This is a genomic window from Microcoleus sp. Pol1C5 (assembly GCF_036701115.1).
Taxonomy (GTDB): Bacteria; Cyanobacteriota; Cyanobacteriia; order Cyanobacteriales; family Microcoleaceae; genus Microcoleus.
Window position 1 is genome coordinate 125,581 of sequence record NZ_JAUBQE010000004.1, and the last position, 24,104, is coordinate 149,684.

General features: G+C 47.8%; 17 protein-coding genes. 12 read left to right on the top strand and 5 right to left on the bottom strand.

The window, feature by feature from the left end; translation table 11 throughout:
• Positions 1-4: 4 nt before the first annotated feature.
• Together QUA23_RS03680 and QUA23_RS03685 are read right to left on the bottom strand one after the other, a co-directional pair.
• Positions 5-2,755: a TIGR03960 family B12-binding radical SAM protein gene (locus QUA23_RS03680; protein WP_333073293.1), complete on the bottom strand. Its 2,751-nt coding sequence runs from the start codon at positions 2,753-2,755 to the stop codon at positions 5-7.
• Positions 2,756-2,895: 140 nt separating this feature from the next.
• Positions 2,896-3,249 (bottom strand): STAS domain-containing protein, encoded by a 354-nt coding sequence (locus QUA23_RS03685; RefSeq protein ID WP_333073295.1) that lies wholly within the window; start codon positions 3,247-3,249, stop codon positions 2,896-2,898.
• A 382-nt stretch (positions 3,250-3,631) separates the two neighbouring features.
• Between QUA23_RS03685 and QUA23_RS03690 the strand changes: the two genes are divergently transcribed.
• Positions 3,632-3,829, top strand: coding sequence for a hypothetical protein (locus QUA23_RS03690; RefSeq protein ID WP_333067027.1), 198 nt, complete (start codon positions 3,632-3,634; stop codon positions 3,827-3,829).
• Positions 3,830-4,611: 782 nt separating this feature from the next.
• Here QUA23_RS03690 and QUA23_RS03695 read toward each other — a convergent pair.
• Positions 4,612-7,446: a PAS domain S-box protein gene (locus QUA23_RS03695; RefSeq protein ID WP_333073296.1), complete on the bottom strand. Its 2,835-nt coding sequence runs from the start codon at positions 7,444-7,446 to the stop codon at positions 4,612-4,614.
• 1,135 nt (positions 7,447-8,581) lie between these two features.
• Here QUA23_RS03695 and QUA23_RS03700 point away from each other — a divergent pair.
• The 6 genes from QUA23_RS03700 (at position 8,582) to argH (ending at position 16,107) form a co-directional block, all read left to right on the top strand.
• Positions 8,582-9,307: a DUF502 domain-containing protein gene (locus tag QUA23_RS03700; RefSeq protein WP_333073298.1), complete on the top strand. Its 726-nt coding sequence runs from the start codon at positions 8,582-8,584 to the stop codon at positions 9,305-9,307.
• 272 nt (positions 9,308-9,579) lie between these two features.
• Positions 9,580-10,212, top strand: coding sequence for a transcription antitermination factor NusB (nusB, locus tag QUA23_RS03705; protein ID WP_333073299.1), 633 nt, complete (start codon positions 9,580-9,582; stop codon positions 10,210-10,212).
• A gap of 154 nt (positions 10,213-10,366) precedes the next feature.
• The gene (gene ftsY, locus QUA23_RS03710; protein ID WP_333073300.1) at positions 10,367-12,133 is read left to right on the top strand and encodes a signal recognition particle-docking protein FtsY; all 1,767 of its coding nucleotides are present in this window, start codon (positions 10,367-10,369) and stop codon (positions 12,131-12,133) included.
• 573 nt (positions 12,134-12,706) lie between these two features.
• Positions 12,707-14,194, top strand: coding sequence for a PP2C family protein-serine/threonine phosphatase (locus QUA23_RS03715; protein WP_333073302.1), 1,488 nt, complete (start codon positions 12,707-12,709; stop codon positions 14,192-14,194).
• Complete coding sequence (locus tag QUA23_RS03720) at positions 14,184-14,423, top strand: hypothetical protein (protein ID WP_333073304.1); 240 nt, start codon at positions 14,184-14,186, stop codon at positions 14,421-14,423. The genes QUA23_RS03715 and QUA23_RS03720 overlap by 11 nt, the downstream gene beginning before the upstream one ends.
• Before the next feature lie 298 nt (positions 14,424-14,721).
• Positions 14,722-16,107 carry an argininosuccinate lyase gene (gene argH, locus QUA23_RS03725; RefSeq protein WP_333073305.1) on the top strand — a complete coding sequence of 462 codons (1,386 nt, stop codon included), beginning with the start codon at positions 14,722-14,724 and terminating at the stop codon, positions 16,105-16,107.
• Positions 16,108-16,206: 99 nt separating this feature from the next.
• On the opposite strand, the gene QUA23_RS03730 is transcribed toward argH, so the two are convergent.
• Positions 16,207-16,395, bottom strand: a complete 189-nt coding sequence (locus QUA23_RS03730; protein ID WP_006632360.1) for a hypothetical protein — start codon at positions 16,393-16,395, stop codon at positions 16,207-16,209.
• A gap of 465 nt (positions 16,396-16,860) precedes the next feature.
• Here QUA23_RS03730 and bcp point away from each other — a divergent pair, with 465 nt between their 5' ends.
• From bcp to QUA23_RS03745, 3 genes are all read left to right on the top strand, one after another.
• Positions 16,861-17,328 (top strand): thioredoxin-dependent thiol peroxidase, encoded by a 468-nt coding sequence (gene bcp, locus QUA23_RS03735; RefSeq protein ID WP_333073307.1) that lies wholly within the window; start codon positions 16,861-16,863, stop codon positions 17,326-17,328.
• A gap of 86 nt (positions 17,329-17,414) precedes the next feature.
• A complete protein-coding gene (locus tag QUA23_RS03740) occupies positions 17,415-17,870 on the top strand; it encodes an NUDIX hydrolase (protein ID WP_333037252.1) in 456 nt (151 codons plus the stop codon).
• A 159-nt stretch (positions 17,871-18,029) separates the two neighbouring features.
• Positions 18,030-18,836: an alpha/beta hydrolase gene (locus QUA23_RS03745; RefSeq protein WP_333073309.1), complete on the top strand. Its 807-nt coding sequence runs from the start codon at positions 18,030-18,032 to the stop codon at positions 18,834-18,836.
• 102 nt (positions 18,837-18,938) lie between these two features.
• Here the strand turns inward: QUA23_RS03745 and QUA23_RS03750 are convergent, their stop codons facing one another.
• Positions 18,939-19,841, bottom strand: coding sequence for a pantothenate kinase (locus QUA23_RS03750; protein WP_333073311.1), 903 nt, complete (start codon positions 19,839-19,841; stop codon positions 18,939-18,941).
• Between the two features lie 314 nt (positions 19,842-20,155).
• On the opposite strand from QUA23_RS03750, the gene QUA23_RS03755 reads away from it, so the two are divergent.
• Complete coding sequence (locus QUA23_RS03755; RefSeq protein WP_333073314.1) at positions 20,156-22,255, top strand: GAF domain-containing protein; 2,100 nt, start codon at positions 20,156-20,158, stop codon at positions 22,253-22,255.
• Positions 22,256-22,904: 649 nt separating this feature from the next.
• Positions 22,905-24,104, top strand: a 1,200-nt coding sequence (locus QUA23_RS03760) for a Calx-beta domain-containing protein (protein ID WP_333110296.1), incomplete at its 3' end; no start/stop codon positions are given.

A 24,104-nucleotide genomic window follows, 5' to 3' on the forward strand; every position in this document is an offset into this window, starting at 1 on the left:
TATCTTAACCATAACCCAGGATGAGCTGACTACGCTCAACCTGTAGAAGCTGAATTTCCTGCTGGCTGACTTGTTCGAGCATGAAAACAATATGTTCTGGCTTGAGCAAGTTGCCGTCGCTGCGACAACTCCCGGTAAAGCGCAAGACGGCTCTACCTTCGGATGTAGTACCAGAGGCAGAGGTGCTGCTGTCTGGTTTCTGCTGTACCAGTTCTAGTTTGTGCAGCCTTTCGCGCAAATTGACATTCTGCGTCTTTCCCGACTTAGTAGTATGCACCCGCCAAAAAGCCTCGGTTTCGACGATCGTCTTAACCCAAGCTTCCCAATTGGCATCAGGAGCCACGGAGACAGGAGCAGCATTTTCCCGGTCTAATTCGCCATTTTCTGTCAGCGAACCCCCTACAGCGACAGTAATTACGTACTCCGCTGCTTCTAACAACTGGTTAGCAGAAGGAGCCTTGAGATCGATCGACTCAACCTTGTAAATCGGAATATTTTCCGGCAGCTTAGCGGCCAACTTTTCCCGAAAACTCTCAATATCGATCGACTCAGTGAGCTCAAAGTCGGCAATTTCCCCAGTGCTGGTAACACCTAGAGGCAGAGCATTTGCCAGAGAAATCCGAGGGTTCGGGTGAAACCCGCCGGTAAACGAAATCGGCAAATCGGCTCTGCGGACTACTCGATCGAACAATCGAATCAAATCCAAATGACCAACCAAAGCCATATCGCCCACCTTTCCGAACCAAACTCGCACACGCTGTTTCCGCTCCGTATTCGGCACGAACTCCCCGGCAAACTCTGGAATTGGCAGCGCATCCACAACCACATTGTGTCCGAAATCGGTGCCGCACACCCCGCAGCGCGAACACCCTTCAAAGGAACAGTCGGGAACCGTCGCTGCTTCTAAAGCCTTTTGCAAGTCAATTTTCAGCCAGTTTTTGTCGATCCCCGTATCTAAGTGATCCCAAGGCAGGGCCTGATCGAGAGATAGAGAGGGGGAGGGGGAGAGGGGGAGAGGGGGAGAATTGGGAAAATCTTCCTGCATTTCTCTTCCTTCTTCCTTCTCCTCTTCCTTCTCAAAAAGATTCCATTCGCCGCTTTCGACTTGGCGGTATTTCCAGGTAAGACCGGATTCATCGATCGCCTGAGTCCAAGCTTTGTAAGCCTGATCCAAACTTTCCCACCACGCATCCATACCTGCGCCAAGTTCCCAAGCGCGGCGGACTACAGCAGCCAAACGCCGATCGCCCCGTCCGACAAAATCCTCCATTGCCGAAATCCGCACATCAGTGTAATTCACCTTGACGCCCCGCATCCCCCGAAATTCTCCCTTCAGGAGTTTTTGCTTGCGGGAAAACTCAGCAGTAGAAACCGAGTGCCACTGAAAAGGAGTGTGAGGCTTAGGCGTAAAATTTGAAATTGTCAAATTAAAATTCAGTCCCCGCCGGCCCTGTAGCCTGCATTCCCTGTGCAGCCAGCGGACTGTTTCGGCAATGCCCAGAACATCAAAATCTGTTTCTCCGGGCAAACCGATCATAAAATACAGCTTGATTTTATCCCAGCCGCGATCGACCGCAGTTTTGACACCCCGCAGCAATTCTTCGTTGGTCAAACCTTTGTTAACGATGTCGCGCATCCGCTGAGTACCAGCTTCCGGGGCAAAAGTCAAACCGCCTTGTCGCGTACCGCCGAGAATGTCGGCAATATTATCGTCAAATCGGTCAACCCGCTGGCTGGGTAGAGACAGAGAAATATTTTTATCTTTCAGGCGATTTTTGATTTCCATCCCCACTGCTGGGAGTGCCAGATAGTCGGAACAACTCAGGGAAAGCAGGGAAAACTCGCTGTGCCCGGTGGCTTGCATACCCTGTTCGATCGCCTCTACGACTTGCTGCGGTTCGACATCGCGCGCGGGGCGAGTCAGCATTCCCGGCTGACAGAAGCGACACCCGCGGGTGCATCCCCGGCGGATTTCTACTGTCAGTCTGTCGTGTACTGTCTGGACGTAGGGAACCAGGCCGATCGAATAAGCTGGTATGGGAGTTGCCACGCGGCGCAGAATTCGTTCTGGAACTTGGGGGCGGTTGGGATGAACAGAACCGTCGGCCGCCATATCGTAGAATTGCGGGACGTAGACGCCTGGAATTTGCGCTAAATCCAGCAGCAATGCTTCTCGGCTCAAATTATTTGTTTTGCCTTCTGCCAAAATCAAGCCAATTTCTGGCAGCAACTCTTCTCCATCACCCAAAGCGATGAAGTCAAAAAAGTCTGCGTAGGGTTCGGGGTTAGAAGTTGCCGTTTGCCCGCCAGCAAAAATCAGCGGCATTTGACCGTTTTGGCGGTTTGTCGCTCTTTCTTGCCAAGTTAGGGGAATGCCGGCTAAATCCAGCATTTCCAGAATGTTTGTGGCTCCGAGTTCGTAGCTGAGGCTGAAGCCCAGAATATCAAATTCTGTGAGCGATCGCCTCGATTCTACGGCAAACAGCGGAGTTTTGGTCGATCGCAGTTTTGCTGCCAAGTCTGGTGCGGGCAAATAAGCTCGATCGCACAACTGTCTCGGCCCTGCGTTCAAAATATTGTAAAGGATGATGTGCCCCAGATTGGAAGCACCCACTTCATAAACTTCTGGGTAAGTGAGAACCCAGCGCACCAAAGCCTCGTCCCAAGGCTTGTGCGTAGATCCCAATTCGTTTCCCAGATAACGAGCAGGCTGATTAATGTCTGCTGTAAGTAATTCTTCGACTTTTACTGCCACGGCTCGACTCGCTAAATATTTGCGACTCTTAAGCAGCCTACCTTAAAATCTGCCAACACGCCAACGACAGTAGCCTGTCTTTTCGGGCATTTAACCGAATTTGCTGTGTTTTGTTGCTTGTTTTCGCCTAGGAGGCACGTCTACCAGTGATGGTTTACGCAGGAGTTTTCGGCTTCAAAGCTATCGACATTTTCAAATATTTCAAACACTCGATCGAGTTGGCTGAGTTCCAGAATCATTTTAATCCCGGGAGATACCGAGCAAAGACTAAACCTGCGCCCCATTTTTTTCGCCTGCTTGAGGCCCGAAACCAATGCCATCAAACCGGCACTGTCAATAAATTTTACTGCGCCCAAATCTACGAGTACCGCTACCACCCCAGGGGCTGCAATTGCTGTCATTAGTTGCCCTCCGAATTCTCCGCAGGTGGCTGCATTCAGGTGGTCTAGGGGTCGAATCACCGTAATTGGTTTATGGGCAAGAAGTGTCTGCATATGTCAAACCTATGGTTGCTACGTATTTTCAACTACTGTGCTGGACAGGTGTAAGCCTAAACCTACTTGATTACTCTGAGGCTAACTTGCTCTGAGGGAAATCGACCAGTTTTTTCAGTAGTTTTACTGAATCTTTATTTATTGCCTCTTTTTTATGAAATTTTGCGTAAGATTTGGGCAGGAAACGTAAGCTACTATACTATTTTTTATTAATGCCAGCAGCTTGAGTCTTGGTAACTCTAAAAATTGCGATCGACTTTGCCCTAGCTGTTAGATAAAACTGAACAATGTAATTTAAATCACTTATTAGTTCTGATCTAGATCACCTGTTTGCTCGACACTTCAGAGGAAAATCAAACTGTACGGAGTTCTCCGACTTACTATGCAAGCAACTCATGCTATTCGTCAACTTGTAGAAAAAGCCCTCTACATTAAGCAGTTGACGCCTGACATTGAAAACGAAATCAACTACGAGCTCACCCGTTTGGGGTACATCTCGGATATTGATTATGAGGCTTTAGAGTTATTAATGGATGAAATGGATGCCGGCCGGGTGCAATTGGTATCTAACCGTCGATAGTGGAAAGTTGGCGACCAGTCCATATCCCAAAACCAAAAAATCCTTGCACGGCGGGCAGTAGAGTAGTTTTAGAAGCATTTACGCCGGCCGAATATTTTTCTCATGAAGCATCTCGTTGCTGAACTTGAGATTTGAGGAAATAGTGTTAGGGGCGATCGTCACTGCACCTCTGCTCAAAAGCTAAAAACTTTGACTTAGATTAAATTTATAACTTTTGGGGTATGACAAATTAGGTTAATTGTAAATGTAACTAAGAGTCATGCTTAATGAAGCAGCTAATTGCTGAACTTGATATTCTAGGAGAGACTGTTAAGGGCGATCGTCCTTGCACCTCCTACAATTTGAGATTTGAGATTTGAGATCTGAGATTTGAGATTTGAGAAGTCGGACTACAGATGATTATCAGGGTTTGGAACTTGTCTACAGTTGCATTCCTTTTAGAAACTGCTCTCAGTATCAAAAACTACACACTATGACATAAATTAAATTTATAACTTTTGGGTCTTGACAAATTAGCTCTAAGTCTAATTCATACCGGAAAATTTTTCGACTGGATTAGGACTCAGGCAAACTGTCACAAATAAAGCTTAAATTTTAAGTATGTAGTTGCGCTTGTGCGCTCTTAGCTTAGGAAATAGCGTACAACAAGCGCAACTACATATTTTTGTTTAATCTACCAGTTGGCCTTAGTCGTAAGAATTATTATCCGATCGCTCCAATGCAAGAAAATTGGTTTGTAGTCACGATCTCCGTCCTCAAAGTTTGCAAAAAACCCACTCAATCTAAAATCTAACCTCTAAAATCTTCGATCGCGCCGCCAAACTTGCCACCACCGCCACCAACTCAGCAGGCTCGATCGGCTTGGGCACATAAATTTGAAAACCTTGCTGCAGTGCCCGTATCCGTTCCTCTACCCTACCAACCGCCGTGAACGCCAACGCCGGAATTTCCCTGTCCACCATCCGCGATCGCACTTGTTGCAGCAGAGCCTCTCCGTCAAGGGCCTGTATCCCGATATCGATCGCCAACACATCCGGATTCAGCCTTTCAATCGCCTCCAACGCACCCTTTCCAGAGCTAGCAGTCTCCACCTGGGCCCCGCAATCTTCGAGTACGGTACAGGCAAAATCCAGGGAATCCGCGTCGATATCGACCACCAAGACTCGCACTCCAGAAAGATTGCTGTTGACAAAAGACTCCTTTACAGGGGCTCGCGCCTTGCTTGGAGGAATCGCCAACTCCCCAAGTCCAGCAACAGACAATCCAGCGTCGCAATGAAGCTGTTGAATTGGCAATTTCACTAAAAACCTCGACCCTTTTCCCTTCCCGGCTGATTCGGCTTGCACCGTCCCCCCGTGCATTTCCACAAAATGCCGCACTAGGGCCAAACCCAAACCCAATCCGTTGTACGATCGCCTTGTAGAGCTGTCAGCTTGGCTGAACCGCTCGAAAACGTGCGGCAAAAACTCTTCTGAAATCCCTTGTCCCGTGTCGCTCACTTCAATTTCGACACTAGCGGGCGACAATTTTTTACAGCAAGCGGATTCCTCACGGGCCAAAGTCCTCTCCATCTTTCGCACCTCCACCTTCACCTGTCCGCCATCGGGAGTAAACTTAATCGCATTCGACAGCAAATTCCACGCTACCTGCTGCAAGCGACCGGAATCGGCAAAAATCCGCCCGGTAGTGGGGTCGAAATCAGTCACAATTTCAATATTTTTGGCGGCAATCGCGGGCGCGAGAGTATCGATCGCAGCCTCAACAGTCGAAATCACATCCACCCACCGCAAATTCAGCGACAGTTTGCCAGTAATAATCTGCGACACGTCCAACAAATCCTCGATCAGAGTTGCCAGCGATCGTGTATTGCGGTCGATCGTTTCCAGAGCCCGAACAGTCGTTTTTTCGTCAAACTTGCGGTTTCGCAGCAGTTGCGCCCATCCCAGCATCGCATTCAGCGGAGTCCGCAATTCGTGGGACAAAGTTCCTAGAAACTCGTCTTTAATCCGGTTCGCGCGCGCCAATTCCTGGGCTCGATCGTGCAGTTCTCTTTCCAACTGCTTGCCAACCGTCAAGTCGAGAATAAAAGCCACAGATTCTTGCCGCTTTTGGGCCAGCAAAACATATCCGATCAACACCGGAATCCGGCTGCCGTCTCTCCTCCAGAATTCCTTTTCGTAGGGAGTGCAAGCCCCCGTTGCTTGTGCCTCTGCCATACCCTTCTTGTCGAGAGACTGGTACTCCGGCGGTGTGATGTCAATCGAATTTAATTCCCCGCGCTGCAACTGTTCCCGCGTGTAACCAACTATCCGCAAAAATTCATCATTGGCCTCGATGATGCCGCCGTTGACATCCCCGAAGATAATTCCTATCAAGTTAGCTTCGGCTAACATTCTCAGCTTTTCTTCGCTAGCTTGGAGTGCAGCTTCTGTTTGCTTGCGATCTGTAACATCTTGGATGTAACCCGACAAACCCGAATCGGAAGGATAAAAACGCATCTTCAACCACTTCTTCCATAACGGTACGAATTCTTCATACTCGATTGTTACCTTTTCTGCTAATGCTTTGGTAGCCATTTTGTAAAACTGTAAATCAACAGCCCCAGGAAATATATCCCAAATTTTTTGACCGATCAGTTCTGCTTTTGGTCGGCCTAACAGCTCAATAGCTTGGTGGTTAACATAGGTATAGTTCCAATTTAAATCAACAGCGATAAAAGCATCGGTAATGCTTTCGAGAATGTTCGTAATTTTATCGTTTGCCAATTGCAGCGCTTTAGCAGTTTCTTCTGCTTGCAACCTCGCTGCTTGTTCGCGGGACAAAGCCGCAGCGCGTTCTTGTTCGGCCAGTTTTCGATCGCTAATATCGATGTAAGAACCGATGTAACCTGCAAAAGTGCGATCGGGCCTGTACCGGGGTACGCCTGTACCCAAAACCCAGCGGTATTCCCCGTCATAACGCCTCAAACGGCATTCTATCCGGTACTCGCTGCCAGCGTCGAAGGCTTTTTGGTAAATATCCAGACATTCTGGCAAGTCATCTGGGTGCAAGTTTTCCATCCAACCCGTGCCCATTTCTTGTTCCAAAGTTCTACCGGTAAACTCCAGCCAAACTTTGTTAAAGTAATCGCCAAGTTGGTCAGTACCCGACATCCAAATCATCACCGGCGCGGTATCTGCCATAATCCGAAATCGAGCCTCGCTTTCCTGCTGCTGTGCTTCGGCTTGCTTGCGATCGTTCCGTTCTTGAACTTCCCGCAGGGCCCGCTCAATCGACGGCACCAGCCGTATCAAACGGCGTTTGAGAACATAATCAGTAGCGCCGCTTTTCAAAGTTTCGATCGCCACTTCCTCGCCCAAAGTAGCCGAAACAAAAATAAACGGCACTCCCGGACAAGTAGTGTGGGCGATTTCCAGCGCAGCTATCCCGTTAAAACAAGGCAGCATATAATCTGCCAAAATAATGTCAAAACGTTGTTTTTCCAGCGCCGTGGCAAAGTCTTCTCTAGTTTCCACACACACCAGAGAAAATTGGAGCCCGCCATCCATTAGATATGCCTCAATCAGTTCGGCATCTAGGGGACTGTCTTCTACTAAGAGGATACTGAGCGTTTTCACAAAACTTCCTTTTACTTAAATATTAATTAGCGGACACAAAATTTGATCGGGCTGCGGCTGGTTCAGTGAAGCCCAAAAAAGTTTTGCGTTTTTAATGGCATAAAAAAATGTAAAAATCAATTGGTTTCATGAGTTGAGCATTCATATCTCAATCCTAGCTTCTAATCAAGTCTTTTGCTGCTTGCAGCGAGGTAAATCCCCGCTCTGACTTGAGCGGCTAGTACGGTTGTTTTTCCTTAACTTTCGTCGGCTTCCAAGAAATTGGCATCGCTGGAGTCTTGCTTCTATGCAGCAGTTTAGCTATACCCTGTTAAACAAATAGTTTCGCGCTTCTGGCTATAAACAACTAGCTATGTAGTAATTTATCTCGCTTGCTACTAACTACTGCTACCTCGTTTGGCAGATTATTTTTTTTTGTAGTGATGCCCAAGTTAATTCTATATTGCTTTGCCGCTCCTCTCAAGCTCGAATTCGGTTGAATTCTGCCCTTATTTCCTGAATATCAATCAATCCTGTCAAAAAAGTCAAAGTTGCTGGTCTGTCTGCTTTACTTTTTGCCGGATTTGCCTACCATGCAACTGTTGCATGGTAGGGAACTGTTACTTGGTTTATCCCTGTCGCCCATCAAAAATCACCTCTATCTACTAAGAAATAGTCGTACTGCATCTATCCAAAGATAGGTTTTGGCAGAGACACGGCACTCAACCTGCAGAGGTTCCCCTGAGTTCGGTACAACGAAGTGCCACCCAGCCGAAAATCTGAGAAAGCTCGATCGACCAATTAAATTCCTATACAGATCGCAGAAAGTTTTCTCTGGACTCCCTACACTTGCACTCCCTGGCTGCCTCTGACCGATCGGCTTATTGATTGAACCAACCCAAAGTGTCTTAAAATATACAATACGGTGAGCTGCTGCACAGCCCGCATATATTAAAACCAAGCGCCAACTTGCAATAATTCTTTAAAATAGAGGTACAGCACCGGCGATCCCTAACTCTTCCCCCTCAGAAAGGGTAGGGTTTAGCAGAATTGAAAACCATCGTCTATGGTGACTTCCAGTAAAGCCCGTGCAGTTGCTTTAGTCTCAGCTTTATTCAGGTTATTGGCAACCAGTTACGAGGAGATTTGACCCGCCGTGCTCCAACGCATCAAACAAGACTTAAAAAACGACCTGATCGCAGGACTATTGGTAGTGATCCCCTTAGCTACCACCATCTGGCTGACAATTACCGTCGCCAGTTGGGTGATCAATTTTCTCACCAAAATTCCCAAGCAGATCAACCCTTTTGATGGGCTCCACCCGATTTTGGTGAATCTGCTAAATCTTTTAGTAGGGCTGGCTGTACCCCTGCTGAGCATCTTAGTCATCGGTTTAATGGCCCGCAACATTTTCGGCAAGTGGCTGCTAGACTTTGGCGAACGGGTCTTGCAGGCAATTCCCCTAGCGGGTTCGGTTTACAAAACCCTCAAACAACTGCTGGGAACCCTCCTCAACTCAAACGACAAATTTCGCCGCGTGGTGTTAGTGGAATATCCCCGGCGGGGAATCTGGACTTTAGCATTTGTGACCGGTACGATCGAGAGTAACGACATCCCACCTCACCTTTCCGGTGAAACCCCGATCGGCATTTTCATCCCCACCACTCCGAACCCCACTACCGGATGGTACGCTATCGTCCCCGAAGCAGATTTAGTCAATTTGTCAATGTCGATCGAAGATGCCTTTAAAGTCATCATCTCTGGCGGCATCGTCAACCCCAGCAACTCAGTTCCAGTAAGCCCCGAAAAAATCAAGGGCAAAACACTCGAACCCTTGGTATCCGAATCAAGATACCAGGCTGTTCCAGTCGAAGAAGAGTGAACCAAGACATTTTTAGTGGCCCGTAAGACCGTGTAAACTTTCCCCATAGCAGATAATATTTCGACAAAACCAGCCCAAACCGAGAAAGCCTATACTCAGAAACCCGGTTTCGAGCATAAATCTTAGGTTTGACAGTGAAGTATCTGTAAACTACCCGCCGCTGGCGAGTCAGATGGCTGGTCTTGTACCGCTTTTAGTGGAGTTTTCTGCTAAAGTTCAAGTCCGCGCGCGATCGAAAAATTTCCTAAATTCTCAATTCCTATCTAAAAACTATGAAAAAAGCCCGCGAAACAGCACGCGAACTCGCACTCCTCGGCATCAGCCAACTGCCGACGAATCCAGAACTCTTAGAAGCCAAGAAACTGCAAGATGTTCTCCTCGCCGCCATCCGTACCCTGACAACAGAAGTTCAAGAAGCCCTAGAAGCAGCAGCATCCGAAGTGCAGCGGAGTAGCGACAAACTACTTGCCAGCGAAATCCGCGCCGCCGATATACAAAGTGCTAGAACAATGGTGCGGGAAGCAGTCGAACTCACCCAAACCGCAATCAACCGTCTCGGTTCAGCAATGGAGTTTCCAGAACTGATCCAGCTAGCGAACCAGCAAGATGTCCGCACCTATGCTTTGCAAATCCTGACGAAAGTCAGCGCCAACCGTGTTCAAATTGATGAATTGCTTTCGGAAGCCCTTGTAGACTGGCAAATAGAACGGTTGCCCCGGATCGATCGAGATATCATGAGAATCGCGATCGCCGAAATGCTATATCTCGGCTTACCCGAACAAGTCAGCGTCAACGAAGCCGTCCAACTCGCAAAACGCTACAGCGGCGACGAAGGACATCGCTTCATCAACGGAGTCCTCCGCCGAGTAGTCGATAAAATCAATGCAGAAGTTGTTAGTCCCTAGTCCTTAGTCCTCAGTCCTCCGGGTGCTTGGTGAATACCTTACCCGGAGGGTGCACGCCGCGGCGCGAACCTTACCCAGAGTCATTAGCAATCCACAATCCGCAATTCGCAATCCGCTCTAAACTAAGGACTAATAACTATATTCCCAATTTCCTATGGTATTTAATTGGTTTCGTCGCCAGTACAGCGAAAGCAAATCTTCTGAAACAGAGGCAACCCCCGAACAGCCGCAAGATGAGTCGGCAAAATCCGCACCGGTTGAGCCTCAAACAGATGCAACAGAGCAAGGCTCTCCTGCTGTAGCCGAAGATTATCTCAATTGGGCAAAAGCTGCTTACAAAAATATTCAAAAACAGCAAAAACCTGAAACAGAAATTTCTGAGACAGCAGCGCCCGATGTTCCAGCAGCCGAAGCAGAAAGCGCGGCAGTTGCAGAAGTTGCAGAAGTTGCAGAACCGGCGACTATTGAAGCAACGGAGCCGATCGAACTTGAACCAGCACCCACAGCACCAACTGTTGCAGAAGTTCCAGAAGTTGCAGCACCAGGAACAGTTGAAGCAACCGAGGTTTCGGAACTTGATGCAGCCCAGCCAGCAGAAATTGCCGAAACTCTGCAACCCACAGCCGGGGCGATCGACATTGCACCTATTGCTCAACCATTAGAAGTTACAGCAGAAAATATAGAAATTGCCGAACCTGCAACAGAGGTTGTAGAAACCGAATCACTCGCATCCGACGGCGCCACAGCCGCAGCCCTGCCGTTTTGGGCCAGAGCTCAGGCCGATCGCATGGAGCGCATCGAACGCCTCAAAGAAACAGCCCTTGAAGAACCAGAAGTAATTGCAGCCGCCGCCGAGAGAGCGGCAATTATCGAAGAAATTCCCGGTTTCGCCTTTGACGAAGGCTTCCTGTGGTCCTCAGAAATCTTAGCCAGTCAAGGCCGCCGGCCAGACCAAGTATCCGTCGAAGAAATCACTTGGCTGCAAAAACTGCGGAAAGGCTTAGAAAGAACTCGCCGCAGCTTAATTAATCGACTAAAGGCGATCGTCGGTCAAGGCCCGCTCAATCAAGACGCGGTAGCCGAAATTGAGACTTTGCTCCTGCAAGCCGATGTCGGAGTCGCAGCCACCGACATCATTATCAGTCGCCTCCAAGAAAGACTCACACAAGAAGTGCTGCCGCCAGAACAGGCTCTAGCCTACCTGAAAACGATTCTGCGCGATATTCTGGACGCTCCCTGTGCCGAAACCGCCGCCGGTAATCCCGCTTACAGCCTGACATTTGCCCCGGAAAAAGACACTTTTAACATCTGGTTGATTGTAGGAGTTAACGGTGCGGGCAAAACTACGACGATCGGCAAACTTGCCCATATTGCCCAAAAATCCGGCTACAAAACGCTGATTGCTGCCGCCGACACTTTCCGCGCCGCCGCCGTCGAACAAGTGAAAGTTTGGGGTTCCCGCAGCGGCGTTGAAATTATTGCCAACCCAGGGAAAAATACCGATCCGGCTGCTGTCGTATTTGATGCGATCGCCGCTGCCAGCGCCCGAGGCACAGAACTGCTGATCGTAGACACCGCAGGCCGCCTGCAAAACAAAAAAAATCTGATGGACGAATTAAGTAAAATCCGTCGCATTGTAGATAAGAAAGCCCCAGGCGCTACCGTAGAATCTCTACTGGTCTTGGATGCCACACTGGGTCAAAATGGTTTGCGACAGGCAGAAGTGTTCGCAGAATCGGCAAAATTAAGCGGAGTAGTATTGACAAAACTCGACGGTTCTGCTAAAGGTGGTGTTGCCCTAGCAGTAGTGCAGCAGCTTGGTCTGCCAATACGCTTTATTGGAGTCGGGGAAAGCATCGAAGACTTGCGTCCGTTTTCTAGTTACGAATTTGTGGAAGCCCTACTCGATTTTAGATTTTAGATTTTAGATTTATGAGGCATTTGCCAGCCGCCCCCATCTTTGGGAGGCGGACACAGATCTTCAAAATCTCAAATTATTAACCTCAAACTAGCATCGCAGGACTTGCGCCGATCGCCACGAGCGATCGAGTGAAAAATAAATATCTAGAAACAATACCTTCGTTCTGTTATTACTTGGTTGGGATCAAACCGCGAGGCAAAGCAAGCGTATCAAATTAAGCTCAAATTTAGTATCAGTCGGCTGTCTGAGCACATTCTTCCCGATCTCCCTGGCGCCCCCCCTGATAGTTTGGTGGGACAGCAAATGGTCAAAGTCCCCCTTCTTCTTAAGGGGAGCCGCTGCAGTCTTGGGCCCACCCAAGTAGAGCAAGCAGCGTGGATTTAGGGGGTATCTAGACTCAGCTATAAACGAGATTTCTTAAGAATTTTAGACTTAAGTTGATACAAATGTCCTAGTGCCCAACTTACTCGCTCAAACCAAACTACTTGCTCGATAAAAAAACGGGTTTCTGTTCAAGTGGCCCGTAAGTCCTCAATCATTCCCCCTTCTAACATCGAAAATCACAAATTAAAAATGACTGCTGTGCCTTTGCCTCGCCCCTCACCTCAACCTGCTGACCGCCCACCGGGTCGCAATTCCACCGATGCGACGCCAGTATTTGCCCTCAAAGAACTGGTGGCGCGTTTGCACCGATATCAGCACAACGTTCAAGATATGTTGGGTTCGCTGGGATTTGCCCTGCGAAGTTTTAACAATCTCAACCAATTTTTGGAGTTGGTGCCTTTGGTGGCGACTCGCGTTACGGACGCCGACGGGGGAGCTTTAGTGCTGTTCAAACCCAACGGTCAAGTCAGGTTCCAGCAGTTGCATTGTCAGGAAGGACGGCAGTGCCAAGATATGCGAAAAGCGCTGGAAATCGCCACCAGGCAAGCTACAGCCGGTGTGGGCGCTACTGCTGCATCGTTTTCGGAAACCTCTGGGCAAACTTCTAGTCTAGACCTGCAAGTCGGTCGTTATTTGGGCCCGGATGTTCATTTGTTTGGGGCGCCAATTTTAGTCAACAATTTGGAACGCGGGCGGCTGTATGTTTTTAGCAGTGACCCGCAATATCTCTGGACTCCCAGCAGACAGAAATTAGTTCGGTTGGTGGCGGATCAAACTGCTGTGGCTATTTGCAAAGACGAACTTACTGTTAAGTTGGCGGAAAAAGACCGCTTAGACAGAGAGTTAGAAATCGGGGCGGAAATTCAATTGCGGCTGCAACCCCGTAGTTGTCCGAAAATTCCCGGTGTTGACGTGGCCGCCCGCTGCCAAACTGCTAGCAGAGTCGGCGGAGATTATTATGATTTTATTCCCGCTGACTATGACCCGATCGGCAAGGAGAATGAGGGGGAAAACCCCCCATCCCTAATTAAAAATCTCAAGTCCAAAATCGACAAGGGCCGCTGGAGCATTGTGATCGGCGACGTGATGGGCAAAGGAGTACCGGCGGGCCTGTTGATGACGATGACACGGGGTATGCTGCGGGCGGAGGTTTTGAACCGCCACTCGCCGTCGAGAATTTTGCAACATTTAAACCGGGTTATGCACGCGGATTTGGAAAATTCCCACCGTTTTGTGACTCTGTTTTATTCGGAGTATGACCCGAAAACTCGCGTTTTGTCTTACAGCAATGCTGCTCACCACCCGCCTTTGCTGTGGCAAGCTGCAACTAATTCGATTGTTCAGCTCGATACTTTGGAGGGAATGTTAATTGGCCTGGATGCTGATTCGCATTACCAAGAAGCCCAAGTGCAATTGCAGCCAGGAGATACTATTATTTATTACACAGACGGATTTACCGATGCTGCTAATCAAAGGGGCGATCGGTTTGATGAGGATAACTTGACCTCGGCTTTTCAGTGGGCCTGTCAAAATTATCAACAGTCTGAAGAAATTTTGGATTATTTGTTCGATCGCGTACACCAGTTTATCGGCATCGGCAATCGTAACGAAGATGACATGACACTGGTTGTACTGAGGGTAACGCCTTTAGCAGGAGAAAATCACCATGATAGTTAATTTAATCCCGGAAATTACTGCTGGATTAACCAGTTCGATTACTTGGAACGATGTCGCTCACGTGGTAGTGTTGAAATCTCATTTGATATCGACGGTGCTTTTGGGTCAAAGTTACGAAATTTTTACTAATTTCCAGAAAGCTTGGAACAATTTTGTTTCGACTGGTCAAATAGGAGCTTTTTTTATAGGTATTTTTGTTGGCTGGTTCTTTAAAGGGATTTTTCGTTAGAGTTATTGTCGCCGAAGCTATCAGAAAGAAATTTAAGATTGAAAAGGTTTGTCGCTAACCAAAACTTCACTTCTTTCTGATGCAGCAAAAGTTTCACAATTTTGTAGTCCAGACTTCAGTTTTTTCGGGTCAAAAGATGTATAAAAATTTGGTAGTCAGGACTTGAGTTTTTTCTTTCCGAATTGGGAATGGAGGACTAAAGTGCTGACTACAAACCGGAGGAAGGACTAAAGTCTTTGCTAAAAATCGGTTTTATAGACTTCTGCAAGAGAGATACAATCTAGTTTTAGCTTGAGCAATGACAACACAACAAAAAACTTGGAGTCAAAGATTTGAATCGGCGCTGCACCCGGCGATCGCCCGATTTAATGCTAGTATTGGCTTCGATATTGAATTGATTGAGTATGACTTGACTGGTTCTGTCGCTCACGCTAAAATGCTGGCCAAAACGGGGATTATTTCCGCAGCAGAAGGGGAACAGTTAGTCAATGGTTTGGAACAGATCCGCCGCGAATACCGCCAAGGACTTTTTGTTCCGGGAGTTGATGCAGAAGACGTTCACTTCGCTGTAGAGAAGCGGCTGACGGATATCGTGGGGGATGCGGGGAAAAAGTTGCACACGGCCCGATCGCGCAACGATCAAGCCGGCACCGACACACGCTTGTATTTGCGCGATCGCATCGCAGAAATTCGCGAGCAATTACGGGAATTTCAAGGGATTTTGCTAGATCTTGCCGATCGTAACGTGGAAACTTTAATTCCCGGTTACACTCATTTGCAGCGCGCTCAGCCGATCAGTTTGGCTCATTATCTGTTAGCTTATTTTGAAATGACCGATCGCGATTGGGAACGCCTCGGCGATATCTGCAAGCGGGTGAATGTTTCGCCTTTGGGTTGTGGAGCGCTGGCGGGGACGACTTTCCCAATTGACCGACATTATACGGCAGAACTATTGCAGTTTGACAAGGTTTATGCTAATAGCTTAGATGGAGTGAGCGATCGAGATTTTGCGATCGAATTTCTCGCTGCTGCCAGCTTGATTATGGTACACCTGAGCCGCTTGTCAGAAGAAATGATTTTGTGGTCTTCTCACGAATTTGGATTTATTACGCTCAAAGATAGCTGCGCTACTGGTTCTAGCATCATGCCCCAGAAAAAAAATCCCGACGTGCCGGAGTTGGTGCGGGGCAAAGCGGGGCGGGTGTTCGGTAACTTGCAAGCCTTGTTGGTAGTAGTGAAGGGACTTCCTTTGGCCTACAACAAAGATTTACAAGAAGATAAAGAGGCTTTGTTTGATACCGTCAGAACGGTACAGGGCTGCTTGGAAGCAATGACGATTTTGTTGCGCGAAGGAATCGAGTTTAATGGCGCTCGCCTCGCTGCTGCTGTTACGGAAGACTTTTCTAACGCTACAGACGTAGCCGACTACTTGGCCGCCAAAGGCGTTCCCTTCCGGGAAGCTTACAACCTTGTCGGCAAAGTCGTCAAAACTTGCCTTTCGGGGGGCAAACTCCTCAAAGATTTGACACTTGAGGAGTGGAAAGACTTGCACCCAGCCTTTGAGACAGACATTTACAGCGCGATCGCACCTCAGCAAGTGGTGGCGGCTCGCAATAGTTACGGGGGTACCGGGTTTGAACAAGTGAGAAAATCACTTATCGCTGCGCGCGATCGACTCGCTTAAACATCGTTGAATTATTGGACAAATTCCGGCTGGCTATCTCTACGAAAGAACGATCGTGTTTTCCACGCTGGTTCTAAGTTCGGCAGATAGCCTCAGCAATTAATCTTCAGCAGCAGCCATGTCTTTGTCTCTGCCACCGCTCATGGCGCCCATGCCACCGCCGTTGCCACCGTCAAATCGTCTTCTCTTGTTGGAGAACATATCTTGATTTCTCCGCTTGCGAAACTTGCGAGCGTATGCTTGATTTCGTTGTGCCTTCTCTTTCTTGAGATTGCGGCGCTTAGCCATTCTGACCTCACTAATAAACATTGACAGTCCCCGGGCTTTCACGCCCAGGGATTCTTAAGTTTGACACTCTGTGCACTCTTGGTGACTGAGATTCTTGGTTCAGCGAAGTCACTTACTGGCGACAGGATTGCTCCAGCCAAAATATAGGTGTCTTCTCCCCAAGCGTAAATTCCGGTATGCCATACCGTACTCGATCAGTTCTCTTTATGTAGTTAGGTTTTCTTCAAATTTAGCTTTCCTAAACCGCAACACCGTTAGGTGTGACTACGCACTCAACTAATCCAGTTAAGTTTTTACGTTGGCTAGTTATACTCAATTTTAGACCGATGACGATCATAGCACACCCGGTACAAGACCCAGAAAAAAGAACACGGGGATTCAAGTGGCTGGGAATGCGGGCTCGATGGGACGCAACGTTTTCAATCTTCCAGCAGATTTCTATAAACTTTTGACAAAATACGACAAATGACGATTTATCCCGGTGACGTAGCTCCTCTCTTCAGCCTGCCCGACGCGCAAGGCAATTTCGTCAGCCTTGCAGATTTTCGAGGGCGGCGAGTTGTACTTTACTTTTATCCTCGGGACAATACCCCAGGCTGTACTAAAGAAGCTTGCGGCTTTCGCGATATTTACTTAGACTACGAGTCGCGCAATATTTCAGTCCTCGGTGTCAGTACAGACGGGGCCGGGGCCCACGCCAAGTTTGCAGCTAAATATCAACTGCCTTTTCCCTTGCTGTGCGACTTAAACGCCGAAGTTGCTACCGCCTACGGCTGCTACGGACTCAAAAAGTTTATGGGAAAAGAATTTATGGGAATTACTCGATCGACCTTCGCGATCGACCCTGATGGTAGGATTGAAAAGGTTTATCGGAAAATCAAACCAGAAACTCACGCGGCGGATATCTTAGCAGACTTGCCAGACGACCTCTAGCGTGAATCAAAAATTAAAAATTAAGACTCCGGAGCTGCAAGCTAGGAGGCCTGAAGTTATTATCTCCTAAACAAGCTTTTGAGTTTATGCGTCGATTGTGGCAAATTGTACAAACTGTGCTGGGACTGATTTTTCGACATCCCGTCACTGGTACTGCGGTGATTCCCGTATTGCCTGACGGGCGAATTGTGTTAATTCGCCGCCGCGACAACGGTCGCTGGGGACTGCCGGGAGGTATGGTGGATTGGGGAGAGGATATTCCGACGACAGTGCGCCGGGAATTAGCGGAGGAAACAGGACTCGATTTAGTCAAAATCCGTCGCTTGGTGGGTGTTTATTCGGCTGCCGATCGAGACCCTCGCCTGCACTCGATTTGTATCGTGGTGGCAGCAGAGGTAGAGGGAAAGATGCAAGTTCAGGATACGCTTGAAGTCAGCGAGGTTGAGGCTTTTTTTCCCGCATCGCTGCCGGAGGGCGCGCTCAGCCACGATAACGACCAACACTTACAGGACTATTTTCAAGGCCTGACAACTTTGGCGTAAATGGGCGGGGCATCGAAATTTGCGAAAAGTCGGAAATTACCTCGCCGTCAAAAATTGTCTGTGATGACTGGGGAATTAATTTTCACTGTTTTCCTACTTTATATTCACAATCTCTGAACATTAAATTAATCATCTTTTTATTACTAAATATTTAACCGGATGTACTCACCGCTACGCAATTCTCGGGTCAAACTCTCTGTAGGGCAAATCTTTTGGCACGAAGTCGGTCAAGGGCCGAATTTAGTATTTTTGCACGGTTCTTGGCACGACAGCAGTCAGTGGCTGAGGACGATCGAACATTTGAGCTCCTACTACCACTGCTTCGCACTGGATTTGCTGGGGTTTGGCGACTCGGAACGCCCGAATCTTCATTATTCGATCGACCTGGAAGTAGAATGTCTCGCCCAATACCTCGATACTTTGAAGGTGCGACAGGTTTATTTAATAGGTCACTCTGTGGGTGGCTGGGTGGCCACCAGCTATGCTATCAAATATCCCGATCGAGTTCAGGGTTTGGTATTGTTGGCCCCAGAAGGCGTCAAGGTTGGCAACCGGCGGGGGCGGTGGCAGACGGCTAGCTGGCTAATCGGCAAACCTCCGCTGGCTTTGTGGTTGCTACGATCGATTTATCCAATTGCTAAGTTGCTGGGTAGCAAAAAAAAGATTGACGGACTGCTAAAGTTCAGACAGCAGTTGATGCAGTCTCCTGTTGCCGTGGAGTTGCTGTTTCAGCGGCGGCGGGCTGAAATTACAGCGGAATTAGTTGATGAGAATTTGCCTTTGCTGAAAGCGCCTGTTTTGCTGTTGCACGGTTCTGAAGATACTCCCGCAGCTTCGTCTCTGTGTCAATCCTATACTGCTCTGGCTCCTAATGCCGAACTGCAATTGGTCAGTCCGGGGGAAAGCAATTTGCCGCAGGAAGTCCCGGAGGTGGTTGCTAAATATATTCGGGAATTTGCTAAGTGAATTGGGAATTGGTAAGGAAGAAAGAGGGAAGAGGGAAGAGGGAAGAGGGAAGAAGAATTCCCTATTATCCCTCCCCCTTAACAATGACTCATAAGTTATGACTCATAACTCATGAGTCATTCCCCAAAAAATAGCCTCTGGTGCGTCAATTAAGCCTGCGGCTGTATCAGGAAAGGCTGCTGTGAGGTATTTTAAAAGCAGAGTGCGATCGCCCCCCGTGACCGCTATTTTGCTATCAGGAAACAAACACCGCCAATCTTCAATAAAATCCCTAACTCCTGCCACCGTCGCATACACAACTCCGCTTTGAATTGCCCCAGCAGTGTCTTTCGCCCAGCGGTGCGGCAGATTTTCTGGTAAACTAATTAAAGGTAATGCAGCGGTTTTTTTACTTAGCGACGATAACTGCAAACCCAAACCTGGTAAGATTGCGCCCCCAACTAAATACCTATTGACATCAGCCCCAGTAAATGTTAAAGCTGTACCAGCATCTATAAGTAAAACTGGCCAACCCAATTGGTTGCCAGCGCCCAGTACAGCCAAAGCTCTGTCAATTCCCAGGGTAGGATAGAGTCCCCCGATCGGCAACTGGTCTAAAGTAATAATTCGGACATCAGGATAACTCTGCCAAATTGCTGTTTGTTGGGTAACTACTGAGGCCACAATTAGAGGCAGCGGCACTAAAGAAAGTGTGTGAGGACTAGAAAAAGCGGGAGCAGCAGGAAGAGAAAGGAGATTTTGAGAAGATACTTCCTCGATCGACCTCATTACTGTTTGCACCAAATATTCTGCCTTTTCCTGCTCCGAGAGCGGGGAAACAGTATCAGCATTGAGATGCTCTGTATCCCATGTTTTCTCCAGGGTTTTGCCCACAAATAATCCCCAGTGCAGCCGGGAATTGCCGATCGCCAAAGCTATTTTAATCTGGTCTTTATCTATTAATCCAGATATAAGGTTGTCTGTTCTTGGTGGCGAACGAAAATTGTCGAGAATTGAGTTTTCCATGTCGATCGAGCGCCCGCAAACATTGAACTAAAGATAGATTTTATATTAATTTTATTCGGTTAAGCGGGCGGTTAACTCTATTTGACATCTGACCAAGTTCCATGCCACGCGCCAATTAGTATTGTGGGCGACAGAGGGCATACTTGCTAAATATAAATATTTGTAAAGCAAATAATTGCTTTGCTCAGGCTGCATCCTTTATAATGTCTTAAGATATTCCAAAAGTCCTGGTAGCTGCGATGGGGCTGTTGGCGGGGTAAGCATAGGTTTAAAAAACCGACTGAATCAAAATACTGTACAACTCCTGAGTAAATATGTCTTTAAAAATACAAGAACACGAAAACCCCTGGCAGAGAGTAACTTCGCGGTTGCCTGAATCGGAAAACTGGAGGCAGGAAGAAAGTCTTTCGCTGCCGGAAGTAGACAAACAAAAAGCCCTAATCGTGCAGATGCAGCAGCAAGTTCAGTTATCAAACTTGCTGAACCAAATTAATAACGAAATTCGCAGTACACTTGACATAGAAGAAATTTTGACATCAGCCTGCCGATTGCTGGGGCAAGCCTTAGAGTGCAGTCGCGTGAGCATTTTAGTCAAAGAATCAAATACAGAAAAAACTTTAGTCACGCGCGGAGAGTACAACGCGGGAGACTATCCCATCCAACTGGGAATGAAAGTACCGATGACTGACAATCCGCATTTGGCTGCCGTCGTGTCTCAGCAAGAGTCCCTAGCATTGACGAAGTTTCTCGATTTTCCGGGATTGAATCCACAAACCAGAAAAATTGCCGAAGCTTTGGAGATTAAGTCTATGCTGGCAGTAGCTACTCGCTATCAAGGTGAAGTGAATGGCATAATTGGTTTGCATCAGTGCGATCGCGAACGGGAATGGACTGATTGGGAAAGGCAGCTTTTAGAAGGGGTAGGATCGCAATTGGCGATCGCGATCAATCAAGCCAAACTCTATAGCAAAACCAGGCGCCAAGCCGAACGAGAATCGCTGCTGCGGCTGATCGGCAACCAAATTCGCAGTACCCTAGATCTGGAAACGATCCTACAAACAGCGGTGAGAGAAGTCCGCGAAATGTTGCAGTGCGATCGAGTAATCATTTATCAGTTTCAAGACAACTGGCAAGGAAAAGTTGTTGTTGAAGATATGGTCATCCCTTGGCCTTCAATTTTAGGAGATATGGGGGCGGATAAGTGTTTCCGGGGAGATTACGCGGATCTTTATCAGCAAGGGCGAGTCAAAGCCATTAATGATATTTTTAATGCTGGTTTAGAGCCTTGTCACGTTGATTTCTTAGATAGTTTGCAGGTAAAAGCTAATCTGATCGTGCCGATTGTTACATCGAGAACTGAAGAAAGTTCCCCTGAAACAGTCGGAAGCTATAATCCTAAATTTCCCGGTAGGCTGTGGGGTTTGCTGATTGCTCACGAGTGCCGGGATACCCGCAATTGGCAGTGGCAAGAAATGGAGTTGCTATCCCAGATAGCCAACCAAATGGCGATCGCTATTCAGCAAGCAGAACTTTACAGCAAAGTCCGAGAAGCTGCGGTCAAATCTCAAGCTCAAACCCAGCAATTGCAAGCAGCGTTCCAAGAATTGCGATCGGCGCAGCAGCAATTGATTCAAAGCGAAAAAATGTCAGGTTTGGGGCAAATGGTAGCGGGAATTGCTCACGAAATTAACAACGCCAACAATTTCATCCACGCTAACTTGTTTCACGCTCAAGAATATTTTAAAGCGTTGAACGAAGCTCTAGAACTCGTAGGTAATGCCTGCCCCGAAGCAGCGGAGGCAATTGTCAAAATCAATGAAGAACTAGAACTCGATTACATTCGAGAAGACTTTGGTAAACTGCTTAATTCAATGCGGGAAGGAAGCGGGAGGATTCGCTCGATCGTGATGACCCTGCGAAATTTTTCTCGTTTAGACCACGCTGAATTAAAACCAGTAGATTTAAATGAAGGTTTAGAAAGCAGTTTCTTGATGCTGCAAAATAAGCTAAAAACCCATATCAAAATAGACAAGCAATACGGCAGTTTGCCGCCCGTCCAATGTCATGCCAGTCAAATCAACCAAGTATTTTATAATTTGATTGACAATGCTTTAGATGCGCTCCAGTCAACGAGCAAACCGGGGGAATTAACCATCCGCAGTTGGCAAAGCGATCCGGACTGGGTAACAATCTCTATCCGCGACACGGGCACTGGCATCCCTACAGAAATTCAAGACAAGATTTTTGACCCATTTTTTACTACTAAACCTGTGGGTAAAGGTACTGGTTTAGGACTTTCAGTCTGCTATCAGGTAATTGTTCAAGCTCACGGCGGCAAGCTGAGTTGCGTCAGTCAGGTTGGCGAAGGAACTGAGTTTATTGTAGAGTTGCCGCTGACAAATCAGAGGGGATAAGTGCATAATTCCTGCTTTAGTCCGATTAATCCTATTTTGTCACTCTGGCAGTAGTAGAGAACCCATTTGACATCTTTTAGCGATCGTCAATCACATGAAGGATCACCAATAAAATTGGTTTTTTAGCGATGCCTACGGCCAGCTTCGTTAACGCATTTTTAAGGCAATCAGATTTAACTTACGCCCGAACCTCAATTTTCAGGAATCCCCAACTTTGTTATGCCTAGATATATAAAATTATGAGTATTTTTACTCATAATTGTCTCTGCTGATTCACTTTTATCCACTGAACCAGTGAACGCTGCCTCTTGGGGGCCCGGAATGTGGGATTTCAGCTCTCCTCTACAGATGTGGAAAACCGGCTTTTTATAGGGCTGAAAAAAAGATCGCACTTTTTCCGGATAAAACCTACTGATGATGAAAGTTAAACATTCCTATGTCAATAGGTGTAAGTAGGTGTAATTATTTACACTCAACATTTTATCAGGGGCAATAATACCTTCAGATGCTGATTGGGCAAGCATTTTTACTTGATTTCCCTGCACGTATGAGGAAATTTTTCTTGCAGTGACCGATCGCTACAAGAAAGCCCAACCTCTGGTTTTCTGTCACTTCTAATCCTTAATTACTCATCATCAAAGGAGAAGCTATGGCTACTTCATTCAGTGGTTCTTTGGGTACAACCACTAATTACAGCAGCATCAATGACCTAATTACACAATGGCCTACTGCCGCCAAGAATCAAGGCATCCAACTGTCTGGGATAGCTTTTGATGGCTTTGAAACAAACTACACTAGCCCTGAACCCATCGCCAACCTCACGTTAGCAACGAACGAAACCCCTAAAAGCGGGTTGAGCTACGGCGCTCCGGCTGGTATTGGTGTCCTAGGCTCTTATAGTGGTTGGTTTACCGACCCCACTAAAAGTCGGGCGGAAATCAACTTTGACCCCAACACCAATCTATCTCAGACGCTGAAGGTGAAATGGGCAGATAACAAAGACATCACTAGCGCCACGATCAGCCTGAGTGGATTACTTCCCAAATCAAGTTCTACAGTGGACGATCAAGGCGATGAAGTTGGTTCGCTGCAACTCTTTAAGGATGGGGCGCGGGTATCGGCCAGCAATTTTACGATCACTCGCCTCAGCGCTCCCATCGCTCCAAAACCGCTCGGTGTGTCTTCAGATGGAGTGACTTTCACTGGCGATAGTACCGATGGCAATTTCACATTCCAGATAGTAGGAGACTCTCTCACCGGCGTTACTTTTGACGAACTGCGGTTCTCCGCCACAGCCTACGCGAACCCCACCGCTGCCTACGCCGCTACCTCCTTCAAAAGCGATAGTTCCGACTATCTAGTGCGGAGTATTCAATATCAAGGCATTGATGTGACGCCGACTCCGACGCCCACTCCGACGCCGACGCCGACGCCGACATCTCCAAGTCTCTTCCAGTTCGCCCAACCAAATTACACAGTGGCTGAAGGCGGCGTGGCGACGATTAACGTTACTCGCACCGGTGGCACGGCGGCTGCATCGATTAACTACCAGACTCTTGACGGTTCGGCAAGTTCAGGCACTGCTGCAGATTACACTTCGGTGACGGGGGTGTTGAATTTTGCTGCGGGGCAAACAACTGCTAGTTTCACCGTGCCGACTTTGACTGATGCGATTTCGGAATCGGCGGAAACGGTGAATTTGGTGCTCTTCGGTGGCAATGTCAGTAATCCGTCAATTTTGACGATTAATGATGTGGTGTCAACAACTGTGGCGCCGACGCCGACATCTCCAAGTCTCTTCCAGTTCGCCCAACCAAATTACACAGTGGCTGAAGGCGGCGTGGCGACG